Genomic DNA, 13644 nt, shown 5'->3' on the forward strand with positions numbered 1-13644 from the left:
GCACAGTTTAGCGGATTATCGCCACCACTGGCGGAACTTCTTGTAACGCCATGCCAGAAGCCCGAGTGCGAGCAACGCATAGATGACAGGTTGCGGCGATAAAATCTTTACCGACCACAGGTAATGTATCGGCGCCAGGATCGCAACGAGATAAACGAAGTTATGCAGCAATTGCCAGCGTCTGCCCAATTTTCGCTGCGCATACTGTGTTGATGTTAACGTCAGCGCAAGCAGTATTACCCAGCTTACAATACCTAGCGTTAAATACGGGCGCGATATTAGCTCGCTTCCGAGCAATGCCAGATTGTTAATCCCCAGTTCCAGCAACGCGTAACTGGTCAAATGGAGCGTTGCCCAGGCAAAACACCACAAGCCTAAAAGGCGGCGAGTGCGGATCAATAATGGCTGTTTAGCGTAGCGTGCCAGCGGTGAAATCAGCAAGCTGGCTAACAAAAATTTCAGAGCCATCCTACCGGTAAAATGTTGGATATCTTTGGCCGGATCGGCGCTGAAATAGCCCTGACTGGCCGCCCAGAATAACCATATAAAAGGAAGCAAACCGGCAAGGTGTAAAATCACCTTTAACCCGGTAATCTGCTTTGCGGTTAAACGCACTTAGAAATTCTCCTGCAAGTTGATACCCCGATAAAGAGAAGCGACTTGATCCGCATAGCCGTTAAACAGCAATGTCGGCTGGCGTTTGACGTCCAGCGCACCGCCCGAGCCGATAAAACGCTCCGTGGCTTGAGACCAGCGCGGGTGATCGACGTGGGGGTTCACGTTCGCCAAAAATCCATATTCGTCAGGGGCGGCCAAATTCCACGTTGTAGGGGGGCGCTCGCGAGTCAGTTTGATGCTGACAATCGATTTGATGCCCTTAAAACCATATTTCCACGGCACGGTTAAGCGGATAGGCGCACCGTTTTGCGGCGGCAGCGCCTTGCCATACACGCCAACGGTCAGCAGCGTCAATGGGTGCATGGCTTCATCCAGACGAAGCCCTTCCACGTAGGGATACGCCAGCCCACCGCCGATAAACCGGTCCTTTTGTCCCGGCATTTGCTCCGGCGAGTAAAGCGTCTGGAAAGAGACATATTTTGCATTGCTGGTGGGTTCGACCAGCGCCAGCAGTTTATGCAGCGGGAAGCCAACCCACGGCACTACCATCGACCAGGCTTCGACGCAGCGCATGCGGTAGATGCGCTCTTCAAGCGGGAATCGAGTGGTTAAATCGTGATGATCCAGCGTCAGTGGTTTTGCCACTTCACCTTCAATTTTGAGCGTCCAGGGATCGGTTTTCATACTGCCTGCGTTGGCGGCAGGGTCCGCTTTATCCAGGCCAAATTCATAAAAATTGTTGTAACCGGTAACTTTATCTTCTGGCGTCAGTGCCAGTTTATTCTGCCATTGTGCGGGTTGGGTAAAATCCAGCGGCTGTCCGGAGGGCGCTTTGGGGCGGTCATTGCCTTTAAACCAGTCAAGCAGGTCGGCATGAGCGGCAGGGGAAAGTGAAAGCGCGGTGGCGCTGATACCAAGCATCTTCAGGATCTGGCGGCGCTGTAACATAAAGACAGATTCGGACGTTACGTCGGCTTCCGTCAGTTTTCGGTTTTTCATGGCACTCTCCGTCATGCATTTTTTATAAGCATGACGGAGGAGTGTAGTTATCGCGAATATGTCACGAAAATTTGAAGATTAGGCAATCTTCACCAGCGCGCGGCCATGGAACTGGTTGTCCATGATTTTTTCAGCAAATTCAGGTGCCTGTTCAAGACTGATTTCAGTTGCGCTCTGGGTATAGAACGATTCCGGTAAATCACGGACCAGTCGCTCCCAGGCCTGCGTGCGGCGTGCGGCAGGCGTCATCACGGAATCCACACCTTGCAGACGCACATTACGCAGAATAAACGGCATCACGGTGGTTGGTAGGGCAAAACCCCCCGCCAGACCGCAAGCGGCAACGCATCCACCGTAATTCATCTGCGCCAGTAATTTTGCCAGCACTTTGTCGCCCACGGTATCCACCGCACCTGCCCAGATTTGTTTTTCCAGCGGACGGGTTTCAGCAAACTCTTCACGACCCAGAATGCGGTTTGCACCCAGTGAACGCAGGTAATCATGCGTGCTTTCACGACCAGAAACGGCGGCAACCTGATAGCCTAATTTGTGCAGCAGGGTGATGGCGGTACTGCCTACACCGCCACTTGCACCGGTTACCACGATTTCACCTGATTCGGGACGAATTCCCGCGTCTTCCAGCGCCATTACGCACAGCATCGCCGTAAAGCCAGCCGTACCGATGATCATCGCTTTGCGACCGTCCATGCCTTTTGGCATTGGCACAAGCCAGTCGCCTTTAACGCGGGCTTGCGCGGCCAGTCCGCCCCAATGGTTTTCACCCACGCCCCAGCCCGTTAACAGCACCTGCTGTCCAACGTGGAAACGCGGATCTTCACTCGCGTGAACATGACCCGAGAAGTCGATTCCAGGCACCATCGGAAAGTTTCGGATGATTTTACCTTTGCCAGTAATGGCGAGTGCGTCCTTGTAGTTCAGGCTGGACCAGTCAATGTCAACGGTGACGTCGCCTTCAGGCAAGCGGGTCGCCTCGATGGATTGAACCGACGCCAGGGTTTTGCCGTCTTGTTGTTCTAAGATCAATGCCTGCATACAGATGTCCTCACTAAGCATGGTGATTGGAAAATAATTTCTGGAGACTATACTCGCTCATTGAAACGCTATGCCGATTTAACGCAATAATTTGCCAGATATATCAGGTTTGCTAGTATGCGCCACGAAACATGAAAGTTAGCGCTCACTCACCCCATCAACCAGCGGAGTAATCTCAAGGATGCGATTATCGACGAAATTTTCGGCTTTTATTACGTTGCTGACGGGGTTAACCATCTTTGTCACCCTGATAGGCTGTTCGCTCAGCTTTTATAACGCCATTCAGGACAAGTTAACGAATCGAGTGCAGTCTGTCGCGTCCGTCATCGACACGCGACTCGTAACATCAACCCTTCCCGCGCTGTCGCAGCAGCTTGATGAAATCATGGTGCCGGTAGATATCGTCCATATCGACATCCTACAGGGAAGCAACGTCGTCCTCAGCCATGCTCGCCAAAGCAGCTATCGTCCGGTGGGCACGCTCCCGCAGTACCGCGAGCTCACGGTGCAATCATTAAAAAGCCCAGGCATGTCTATCCGGTTGGTCTATCAGGACCCGATGGCCAATTATTTCCGTTCGTTGATGACTACCGCGCCGCTGACTTTCGCGGTGGGCTTTATGGTGATACTGATTTTTCTGGCTGTGCGCTGGCTGCGACGTCAGCTTTCCGGGCAGGAGCTGCTGGAATCACGCTCCCTGCGCATTTTAAACGGAGAGCGAGGCGCTAAAGTGCGCGGCTCGGTCTATGAGTGGCCGTCGCGTACCAGCAGTGCGCTCGATGTTTTACTCTCTGAAATTCAGTTTGCCAGCGAGCAGCGCAGCCGGATGGATACGCTGATTCGATCGTATGCCGCGCAGGATAATAAAACCGGTTTAAACAACCGCCTTTTCTTTGATAATCAACTGGGAACGCTGCTGGAAGATCCTGAAAAGGTTGGGACGCACGGGGTGGTGATGATCATTCGCCTGCCCGATTTTGATTTGCTGCGCGATACCTGGGGCCGGTCGGTGGCAGAAGATCACCTCTTCACGCTGATTAATCTGTTATCGACCTTTATTATGCGCTATCCCGGCGCGCTACTGGCCCGCTATCACCGCAGTGATTTCGCCGTACTGTTACCGCACCGCACGCTGAAAGAGTCAGAAAGTATCGCCAGCCAGTTATTGAAAGCGGTTGATTCACTACCGCAAACCAAAATGCTCGATCGCGATGACATGGTCCATATCGGGATTTGCGCCTGGCGTGGCGGGCAGCAGACGCAACAGGTTATGGAGCATGCCGAAGCGGCAACCCGCAACGCTGTGTTGCAGGGCGCAAATAGCTGGGCGATTTATGACGATTCTTTGCCAGAAAAGGGGCGCGGAAACGTACGTTGGCGTACACTTATTGAGCAAATGCTGAGCCGGGGCGGACCCCGCATTTATCAGAAGCCAGCAGTCCTGCGTAACGGCCAGGTTCATCATCGTGAATTAATGTGTCGCCTCTTTGACGGAACCGAAGAGGTCATTTCCGCCGAATATCTGCCGATGGTGCTACAGTTTGGTCTCTCTGAAGAATACGACCGTCAACAAATCTCGCGCCTTATCCCATTTTTATCTTTCTGGCCTGAAGAAAATCTGGCATTACAGGTTACGGTAGAGTCGCTGATTCGCCCGCGTTTTCAACGCTGGTTGCGTGATGTCTTAATGCAATGCGAAAAATCGCAACGTAAACGCATTATTTTTGAACTTGCAGAGGCAGATGTCTGTCAACATATCAGCCGCTTACAGCCTGTGGTCCGTTTGTTGAATGCGCTTGGCGTACGCATCGCGGTGACCCAGGCAGGTTTAACCCTGGTCAGTACCAGCTGGATCAAAGAACTGGATGTCGAACTTTTGAAGCTGCATCCGGGGCTGGTCAGGAATATTGAAAAGCGCGCAGAAAACCAACTTTTGGTTCAGAGTCTGGTCGAAGCCTGCAAGGGTACGCAGACGCAAGTCTTCGCCACGGGCATACGTTCACGGAGTGAATGGCAGATGTTGACGGAGCGCGGTGTGGCGGGTGGTCAAGGGGATTTTATTGCGTCCTCTCAGCCGCTTGACAGCAATGTGAAAAAATATTTGCAAAGATACTCTGTTTGACCTGCCGTTTAATTTGTTTTCACGTAGAATATCGCGCCTGTAGCTTTGAGTATGACGAGCAAAACGCCAGTGAACGACCTTGAATGTTGCAAATAGACGTGAGGGACGCAGCTGTTGACTCAGCCCTGATGGAATCAGGTAATACATTTGTAACATTAGGAAACGTGCTGCACTAATTTTCACCGTAGCAGATGATTTTTGCGCCTTGTCGCTGCTGCGTGTGGTTGGTAAAGTAAGCGGATTTTATTTTTCCGCCCCAGCTTTCAGGATTATCCCCTAGTATGTTGAAAAAATTTCGTGGCATGTTTTCCAATGACCTGTCCATTGACCTGGGTACTGCGAATACCCTGATTTATGTTAAAGGACAAGGCATCGTATTGAATGAGCCTTCCGTTGTGGCCATTCGTCAGGATCGTGCCGGCTCCCCTAAAAGTGTGGCAGCCGTAGGACATGATGCGAAGCAGATGCTGGGTCGTACCCCAGGTAACATCGCCGCGATCCGCCCAATGAAAGATGGCGTTATCGCTGACTTCTTCGTCACCGAAAAAATGCTTCAGCACTTCATCAAACAGGTTCACAGCAATAGCTTCATGCGCCCAAGTCCGCGCGTGCTGGTTTGTGTGCCGGTGGGTGCGACTCAGGTTGAGCGTCGTGCGATCCGTGAGTCTGCTCAGGGTGCGGGTGCGCGTGAAGTCTTCCTGATTGAAGAGCCAATGGCTGCTGCAATCGGTGCCGGTCTTCCGGTTTCCGAAGCGACGGGTTCCATGGTGGTGGATATCGGTGGTGGTACCACAGAAGTGGCGGTTATCTCCCTGAACGGCGTGGTTTATTCCTCCTCCGTGCGTATCGGTGGTGACCGTTTCGATGAAGCCATTATTAATTATGTGCGCCGTAATTACGGCTCTCTGATTGGTGAAGCCACCGCAGAGCGAATTAAGCACGAAATCGGTTCCGCTTATCCTGGCGACGAAGTCCGCGAAATTGAAGTTCGTGGTCGTAACCTGGCTGAAGGTGTTCCGCGTGGCTTTACCCTGAACTCCAACGAAATCCTGGAAGCGCTGCAAGAGCCGCTGACCGGTATCGTGAGCGCGGTGATGGTTGCGCTGGAGCAGTGCCCGCCAGAACTGGCTTCCGACATCTCCGAACGCGGTATGGTTCTGACCGGTGGTGGTGCGCTGCTGCGTAACCTCGACCGCCTGTTAATGGAAGAGACAGGAATTCCTGTCGTAGTTGCAGAAGATCCACTGACTTGCGTAGCCCGTGGCGGCGGCAAGGCGCTGGAAATGATCGACATGCACGGCGGCGACTTGTTCAGCGAAGAGTAGTCGGGTGTGAAAGGGTAGCGATCGCTACCCTTTCTCTCTGACGCGAGAATACGCATAGCCTATGAAGCCAATTTTTAGCCGTGGCCCGTCGCTGCAGTTTCGCCTGATCCTGGGGGTTCTGGTAGCGCTTGGGATCATCATTGCCGACAGCCGCCTTGGTATGTTCAGCCAAATCAGAACATACATGGATACCGCCGTCAGCCCTTTCTACTTTGTATCTAATGGTCCCCGTGAATTACTCGACAGCGTTTCTCAAACGTTGTCTTCGCGCGATCAACTCGAGCTTGAAAACCGGGCCTTACGCCAGGAACTGCTGCTAAAAAACAGCGAACTGCTAATGCTGGGTCAGTATCGTCAGGAAAACGCCCGTCTGCGTGAACTGCTGGGTTCGCCGCTGCGTCAGGATGAGCAGAAAATGGTGACGCAGGTGATCTCCACCGTTAACGATCCGTATAGCGATCAGGTGGTGATCGACAAAGGCAGCGTGAATGGTGTTTACGAAGGCCAGCCCGTGATCAGTGATAAAGGGGTTGTGGGTCAGGTCGTGGCGGTGGCGAAGTTGACCAGCCGCGTTCTGCTTATCTGTGATGCAACGCATGCGTTGCCAATTCAGGTACTGCGCAACGATATTCGTATCATCGCAGCCGGTAACGGATGCACGGATGACTTACAGCTTGAACATCTGCCCGCTAACACCGATATTCGCGTCGGTGACGTCCTCGTGACCTCCGGTCTGGGTGGTCGCTTCCCTGAAGGCTATCCGGTGGCTGTGGTTTCCTCCGTTAAGCTGGATACACAACGCGCTTACACCGTCATTCAGGCTCGTCCGACCGCGGGTTTACAGCGCTTGCGTTACCTTCTGCTGCTGTGGGGTGCCGATCGTAATGGCACAAACCCAATGACGCCGGAAGATGTCCACCGCGTGGCCAATGAACGTTTAATGCAAATGATGCCACAGGTACTGCCTGCGCCTGATTCCATGGGACCGCCTGCACCTGTACCAGCCCCTGCGACGGGATTAACGCAGCCAACGTCTGATGCGCCACCGCCGCCGCAGCTCTCCTCAGGAGGGCAGTAGTGGCAAGCTATCGTAGTCAGGGCCGTTGGGTTATTTGGCTCTCGTTCTTCATCGCACTGTTGCTGCAAGTTATGCCCTGGCCGGACGACCTTCTCGTTTTCCGGCCAAACTGGGTGCTGCTCATTTTACTCTACTGGTCCCTCGCACTGCCGCACCGCGTAAATGTGGGCACAGGTTTTGTGATGGGTGCCATACTGGATCTCATTAGTGGCTCAACGCTTGGCGTGCGCGCCTTGTCCATGAGTATTATTGCGTACCTCGTCGCACTGAAATTCCAGCTTTTCCGAAACCTCGCGCTCTGGCAACAGGCGCTGGTGGTGATGTTGTTGTCGCTTGCCGCGGATATCATTGTTTTCTGGGCTGAGTTTTTAGTGATCAACGTCTCTTTCCGACCGGAAGTGTTCTGGAGTAGTGTAGTTAACGGTGTGCTCTGGCCGTGGTTGTTCCTGCTGATGCGTAAAATTCGCCAGCAGTTTGCCGTGCAATAAAAGGTTTCTATGACGTCTTTATATCTTGCCTCTGGTTCCCCGCGCCGTCAGGAGCTCCTCACGCAGTTGGGTGTCTCTTTTGAACGTATCGTCACCGGTATTGAAGAAAAACGGGCCGAAGGCGAAAGCGCGCAGCAGTATGTATCCCGTCTGGCGCGAGAAAAAGCACAGGCCGGTGTGGCGCAAACGCCGCGAGACTTACCGGTGCTGGGGGCAGATACCATCGTGATTTTCAACGGTGAAGTTCTCGAGAAACCGCGTGACGCAGAACATGCGGCACATATGCTGCGTAAACTATCCGGGCAAACACATCAGGTGATGACAGCCGTTGCGCTGGCAGACAGCCAAAACGTGCTCGATTGTCTGGTGGTTACGGACGTCACATTCAGAGTGCTTACCGATGAGGAAATCGCCGGTTATATCGCCAGCGGTGAACCTATGGATAAAGCAGGTGCATACGGTATTCAAGGGCTGGGTGGCTGTTTTGTCAGGAAGATCAATGGCAGCTATCACGCCGTAGTCGGCTTACCGCTGGTGGAAACGTATGAGTTGCTAAGCAATTTTAACTCACTGCGTGAGGGAAGGGATAATTATGACGGCTGAACTGTTGGTGAACGTAACGCCATCGGAAACTCGGGTGGCTTATATAGATGGCGGCATTCTTCAGGAGATTCATATTGAGCGCGAAGCGCGACGCGGAATAGTAGGCAATATCTACAAAGGTCGTGTCAGTCGTGTACTACCGGGTATGCAGGCGGCATTTGTAGATATTGGTCTTGATAAAGCGGCGTTTCTGCATGCCTCAGACATCATGCCCCATACCGAATGCGTGGCGGGCGAAGAGCAAAAACAGTTTACCGTTCGTGACATCTCCGAACTGGTCCGTCAGGGCCAGGATTTAATGGTGCAAGTGGTGAAAGACCCGCTCGGCACCAAAGGCGCGCGCCTCACCACAGACATCACTTTACCTTCTCGCTATCTGGTCTTTATGCCGGGCGCATCGCACGTAGGCGTCTCTCAGCGTATTGAGAGTGAGGACGAACGCGAACGCCTAAAAAAGGTGGTCGGTGCGTATTGTGATGAGCAGGGCGGTTTCATTATTCGTACGGCGGCAGAGGGGATCAGCGAAGAGGATCTCGCCTCAGATGCAGCCTATCTGAAACGCGTCTGGACCAAAGTGATGGAACGTAAAAAGCGCAACCAGACCCGTTATCAGTTGTATGGCGAGCTGGCGCTGGCCCAACGCGTGTTGCGTGATTTTGCCGATGCACAGCTCGACAGAATTCGCGTGGATTCTCGTCTGACGTACGATGCATTGCTGGAATTTACCGCGGAATACATTCCTGAGATGCCGGGCCTGCTGGAACACTATTCTGGTCGTCAGCCGATTTTCGATCTCTTTGATGTCGAAAATGAAATCCAGCGCGCCCTGGAGCGCAAAGTCGAGCTGAAATCGGGTGGCTATCTGATCATCGATCAGACCGAAGCGATGACCACCGTGGATATCAATACCGGCGCGTTTGTTGGTCACCGCAATCTTGACGACACTATTTTCAACACCAATATTGAAGCGACCCAGGCGATTGCGCGCCAGCTGCGTCTGCGCAATCTCGGCGGCATTATCATCATCGACTTTATTGATATGAATAATGAAGATCATCGTCGTCGCGTCCTGCATTCTCTGGAGCAGGCGCTGAGTAAAGATCGTGTGAAAACCAGTATTAATGGTTTCTCGCAGCTTGGCCTGGTGGAGATGACCCGCAAACGCACGCGCGAAAGCGTTGAGCATGTGCTGTGCAATGTTTGCCCGTCCTGTAACGGGCGCGGCACGGTCAAATCCGTCGAAACCGTCTGTTATGAAATCATGCGTGAAATCGTTCGCGTTCATCACGCCTACGACTCCGATCGTTTTCTGGTCTATGCTTCCCCAGCAGTGGCAGAAGCACTGAAAGGCGAAGAGTCGCATGCGCTTGCGGAAGTGGAAATCTTTGTCGGCAAACAGGTAAAAGTGCAAATTGAGCCGCTCTATAATCAGCAGCAGTTTGATGTGGTAATGATGTAAAACAACGCAGCGACGCTGCAAGAGAACGGCTGACAAGGAGAGATGCGTGAGGCGATTGCCAGGAATTTTACTGCCTACAGGGGCAACGCTTGTCGTCATTGTGGCGTTGCTCGTGAGCGGGCTGCGCCTCGTTCTGCCGCATCTGGACAGCTGGCGCCCGCAGGTGCTGGCAAAAATAGAAAGTGCCACCGGCGTTCCGGTGGATGTCAGCCAGCTCAGCGCGAACTGGCAGAATTTTGGCCCGACGCTGGATGCGCGCGATATCAACGCCGCGCTGCCAGACGGCGGCTATCTTAAAATCAAACGTGTCACCCTGGCGCTGGATGTCTGGCAAAGTTTGCTGCATATGCGCTGGCAGTTTCGCGATCTCACCTTTTATCAACTCCAGTTTGTGACCAATACGCCTCTGCGCAGCAGCGACAGCAAAGGGATCGAAACCAACCGTATCAGCGATCTTTTCCTGCGCCAGTTCGATCACTTCGATCTGCGTGACAGTGAAATCAGCTTTATTACGCTTTCTGGCCAACGCGCAGAACTGGCGATCCCGCAGCTCACCTGGCTGAACGGTAAAGATCGCCACCGCGCAGAAGGACAGGTCAATCTTTCCAGCCTGACCGGGCAACACGGCATCATGCAGGTGCGCATGGATCTGCGTGATGATAATGGCTTGCTGAACAGTGGCCGCGTGTGGCTGCAGGCGGATGACGTCGACGTCAAGCCGTGGTTGGGCAAATGGATGCAGGATAACGTTGCGCTGCAACGTGCGCGTTTTAGCCTTGAAGGCTGGCTCACCCTGACGGATGGCGATATTGCGGCGGGCGATGTCTGGCTCAAGCAGGGTGGCGCGGCATGGAAGGGTGACAATCAGTCCCATGATATGTCTGTCGATAATCTGACCGCGCATGTCACTCGTCAGGGTGCAAACTGGCAATTCTCTATTCCTGATACGCGCATTACGATGGATGGCAAAGCCTGGCCGCGTGGCGCGTTAACGATGGCGTGGATTCCTGAGCAGGAAGTGGGTGGCGCTGACAATAAGCGCAGCGATGAACTGCGTATTCGCGCGAGCAATCTTGAGCTGGCTGACCTTGAAGGCCTACGCCCTATCGCAAACCGAATATCTGCCTCACTGGGCGATGTCTGGCAAGCCACGCAGCCGAGCGGGCAGATTGATAAGTTGGCGCTCGATATTCCCCTGCAGGCGACGGATAAGACCCGATTCCAGGCATCCTGGAAAAATCTCTCCTGGAAACAATGGAAGCTGCTGCCTGGCGCAGAACACTTCTCGGGAACGCTTGAGGGCGGCGTTGAAAATGGCCGACTCACGGTGCAAATGAATGATGCCAAAATGCCCTATGAAACGGTTTTCCGTGCGCCTCTGGAGATAGAAAAAGGCGCCGCTACGCTCAACTGGCTGAAAAACGATAAAGGTTTCCAGCTTGATGGGCGCGACATCGACGTCAAAGCCACTGGCGTTCGGGCGGCGGGGAATTTCCGCTATTTGCAGCCAGAAGGCAATGAACCCTGGCTCGGCATTCTCGCAGGGATCAGTACTGATGACGGTGGCCAGGCCTGGCGTTATTTCCCGGAAAACCTGATGGGGAAAGCGCTGGTGGACTACCTGAGCGGCGCGATTCAGGGCGGACAGGCCGATAACGCCACGCTGGTGTATGGCGGGAATCCGCATCTTTTCCCTTACAAACATAACGAAGGCCAGTTCCAGATTTTGGTCCCGCTGCGTAACGCCACGTTTGCCTTCCAACCCGACTGGCCAGCCCTCAAAAACCTGGATATTGAGCTGAACTTCCTGAATGACGGCTTGTGGATGAAAACCGACAGCGTGGCGCTGGGCGGTGTGACAGCCAGCAATTTAACCGCTGTGATCCCGGATTATTCCAAAGAGAAACTGCTGATCGACGCAGACATCAACGGGCCGGGTAAAGCCGTGGGTCCTTACTTTGAAGACACACCGCTGGACGATTCTTTGGCTGCGGCGCTGAAAGAGTTGCAGATTGATGGTGATGTGAATGCCCGCCTGCACCTTGATATCCCGCTGGATGGTGAGATGACGACCGCAGAAGGCGACGTCGTGCTGAATAACAACAGCTTGTTCATCAAGCCGCTCAATAGCACGCTGAAAAACCTGAGCGGGAAATTCAGCTTTGTGAACGGCAATTTGAAAAGTGAACCGCTTAAGGCGACCTGGTTTAATCAGCCGCTGAATGTGGATTTCTCAACCACAGAGGGTGAGAAGGCGTACCAGGTGGCCGTCAATATGGATGCTAACTGGCAGCCGTCAAAAATGGATGTGTTGCCAAAACCTGTCGCTGAGTCCATTGCGGGGTCCGTTGCGTGGAATGGGAAAGTGGGCATTGATCTGCCGTATCATTCTGGCGCGCGTTATAAGGTCGATATCACGGGCGATCTCAAGAATGTAAGCAGTCACTTACCGGCTCCGCTCGATAAGCGAGCGGGTGAGGCGCTGCCAATAAAAATAAACGTCGACGGCGATCTGAACAGCTTTGCGCTGAACGGTAATGCTGGCGCTAATAATCATTTTAACAGCCGCTGGCTCCTGAGCCGTAAGCTGAAGCTCGATCGTGCCATCTGGACGACGGATAGCCGCACCATTCCGCCGCTGCCGGAGCAGTCGGGCGTAGAACTGAATTTACCGGCGTTGGATGGCGCTGAGTGGCTGGCGATGTTTAATCGCGGCGTCGGACAAAACGTCGGTGATACGGCCCAGTTCCCGCAGAAAGTGACCGTGCGTACCCCGGCGCTAACGCTAGGCGGACAGCAGTGGAATAACCTCAGCATTGTTTCTGAGCCGACAGCGAACGGCTCGAAAGTCGATGCGCAGGGGCGTGAGATCAACGCTACGCTGACGATGCGCGACAATGCGCCGTGGCAGGCTGCGATTCGTTATCTTTATTACAACCCGACAACGGCTTCGCCAAAAGGCGAAACCAGCACGCCTGCGCCACTCGCGGAAGTGACAAAAGTGGATTTCAGTGGTTGGCCGGATCTGCAATTCCGCTGTGCTGAGTGCTGGTTGATGGGGCAAAAATATGGCCGCATTGACGGTGACTTTGCGATCGCGGGCAATACGCTGAGTCTCTCCGGTGGCCTTATCGACACGGGCTTTGGGCGTTTAACGGCCGATGGTCAGTGGGTGAATGCCCCAGGCGAACAGCGCACGTCGTTGAAAGGTCAAATCAAGGGAAGCAAAGTGGATAGCGCCTTTGATTTCTTTGGCGTCAGTACCCCGGTGAGGGGCTCTTCTTTCGATGCTAATTACGATTTGCACTGGCGCGCGCAGCCGTGGAAGCCGGATGAAGCGTCGCTAAACGGCATCCTGAAAGTTAACCTTGGCAAAGGTGAAATCGCCGATGTCAGTACCGGGCATGCCGGACAGATATTGCGTCTGCTGAGCTTTGACGCCCTGCTGCGTAAACTGCGCTTTGACTTTAGCGACACCTTCAGCGAAGGGTTCTACTACGATTCCATTCGCAGCACCTCGTGGATTAAAGACGGCGTGCTGCACACGGACGACACGCTGGTGGACGGTCTGGAGGCGGATATCGCCATGAAAGGCTCTGTCGATCTGGTGCGCCGCGAACTGAATATGGAGGCGGTGGTCGCACCTGAAATCTCCGCGACCGTCGGCGTGGCGGCAGCCTTTGTGGTTAACCCGATTGTGGGGGCAGCGGTCTTCGCTGCCAGTAAGGTGCTGGGGCCTCTGTGGAGCAAAGTCTCAATTTTGCGCTATCGAATTACCGGCCCGATGGATAAGCCACAGATTAATGAGGTACTTCGCCAGCCCCGCAAAGATGCACAGCAATGATTTGACGCGGGCGATATATTGCCTCACTCTCATTTATATTGATCTTTTATACCGC

At 53.7% G+C, this 13644-nt stretch carries 10 protein-coding genes; 7 read left to right on the forward strand and 3 right to left on the reverse strand.

Translation table 11 applies throughout. The annotated features are described in order from the left end of the window. Positions 1 to 15: 15 nt before the first annotated feature. The 3 genes from msrQ to acuI form a co-directional block, all read right to left on the reverse strand. Positions 16 to 615, reverse strand: coding sequence for a protein-methionine-sulfoxide reductase heme-binding subunit MsrQ (gene msrQ, locus AC0LWE_RS07840; RefSeq protein ID WP_059177284.1), 600 nt, complete (start codon positions 613 to 615; stop codon positions 16 to 18). Beyond that, entirely contained in the window at positions 616 to 1617 is a 1002-nt protein-coding gene (msrP, locus tag AC0LWE_RS07845; protein WP_059177285.1) for a protein-methionine-sulfoxide reductase catalytic subunit MsrP, read from the reverse strand. Positions 1618 to 1695: 78 nt separating this feature from the next. Beyond that, the gene (acuI, locus tag AC0LWE_RS07850) at positions 1696 to 2670 is read right to left on the reverse strand and encodes an acrylyl-CoA reductase (NADPH) (protein WP_131486433.1); all 975 of its coding nucleotides are present in this window, start codon (positions 2668 to 2670) and stop codon (positions 1696 to 1698) included. A 181-nt stretch (positions 2671 to 2851) separates the two neighbouring features. On the opposite strand from acuI, the gene csrD reads away from it, so the two are divergent. From csrD to yhdP, 7 genes are all read left to right on the forward strand, one after another. Beyond that, positions 2852 to 4792, forward strand: coding sequence for an RNase E specificity factor CsrD (gene csrD / locus AC0LWE_RS07855; RefSeq protein ID WP_216980875.1), 1941 nt, complete (start codon positions 2852 to 2854; stop codon positions 4790 to 4792). 281 nt (positions 4793 to 5073) lie between these two features. Further along, entirely contained in the window at positions 5074 to 6117 is a 1044-nt protein-coding gene (gene mreB, locus AC0LWE_RS07860) for a rod shape-determining protein MreB (RefSeq protein ID WP_000913396.1), read from the forward strand. Positions 6118 to 6178: 61 nt separating this feature from the next. Further along, positions 6179 to 7195: a rod shape-determining protein MreC gene (gene mreC, locus AC0LWE_RS07865; RefSeq protein WP_131486431.1), complete on the forward strand. Its 1017-nt coding sequence runs from the start codon at positions 6179 to 6181 to the stop codon at positions 7193 to 7195. Continuing rightward, positions 7195 to 7683: a rod shape-determining protein MreD gene (mreD, locus tag AC0LWE_RS07870; protein ID WP_015960665.1), complete on the forward strand. Its 489-nt coding sequence runs from the start codon at positions 7195 to 7197 to the stop codon at positions 7681 to 7683. The genes mreC and mreD overlap by 1 nt, the downstream gene beginning before the upstream one ends. 9 nt (positions 7684 to 7692) lie before the next feature. Continuing rightward, complete coding sequence (locus AC0LWE_RS07875; RefSeq protein ID WP_059177289.1) at positions 7693 to 8286, forward strand: Maf family protein; 594 nt, start codon at positions 7693 to 7695, stop codon at positions 8284 to 8286. Next, a complete protein-coding gene (gene rng / locus AC0LWE_RS07880; RefSeq protein WP_059177290.1) occupies positions 8276 to 9745 on the forward strand; it encodes a ribonuclease G in 1470 nt (489 codons plus the stop codon). The genes AC0LWE_RS07875 and rng overlap by 11 nt, the downstream gene beginning before the upstream one ends. Positions 9746 to 9791: 46 nt before the next feature. Next, positions 9792 to 13589 (forward strand): AsmA2 domain-containing protein YhdP, encoded by a 3798-nt coding sequence (yhdP, locus tag AC0LWE_RS07885; protein WP_474265221.1) that lies wholly within the window; start codon positions 9792 to 9794, stop codon positions 13587 to 13589. Positions 13590 to 13644 lie beyond the last annotated feature (55 nt).

The organism is Lelliottia sp. RD5 (genome assembly GCF_056032945.1).

Bases quoted from the DNA above. Each gene is read 5' to 3' on its own strand.
- AC0LWE_RS07875 (WP_059177289.1), top strand. From the start codon at position 7,693: ATGACGTCTTTATATCTTGCCTCTGGTTCCCCGCGCCGTCAGGAGCTC.
- rng (WP_059177290.1), top strand. From the start codon at position 8,276: ATGACGGCTGAACTGTTGGTGAACGTAACGCCATCGGAAACTCGGGTG.
- acuI (WP_131486433.1), bottom strand. From the start codon at position 2,670: ATGCAGGCATTGATCTTAGAACAACAAGACGGCAAAACCCTGGCGTCG.
- mreB (WP_000913396.1), top strand. From the start codon at position 5,074: ATGTTGAAAAAATTTCGTGGCATGTTTTCCAATGACCTGTCCATTGAC.
- mreC (WP_131486431.1), top strand. From the start codon at position 6,179: ATGAAGCCAATTTTTAGCCGTGGCCCGTCGCTGCAGTTTCGCCTGATC.
- msrP (WP_059177285.1), bottom strand. From the start codon at position 1,617: ATGAAAAACCGAAAACTGACGGAAGCCGACGTAACGTCCGAATCTGTC.
- csrD (WP_216980875.1), top strand. From the start codon at position 2,852: ATGCGATTATCGACGAAATTTTCGGCTTTTATTACGTTGCTGACGGGG.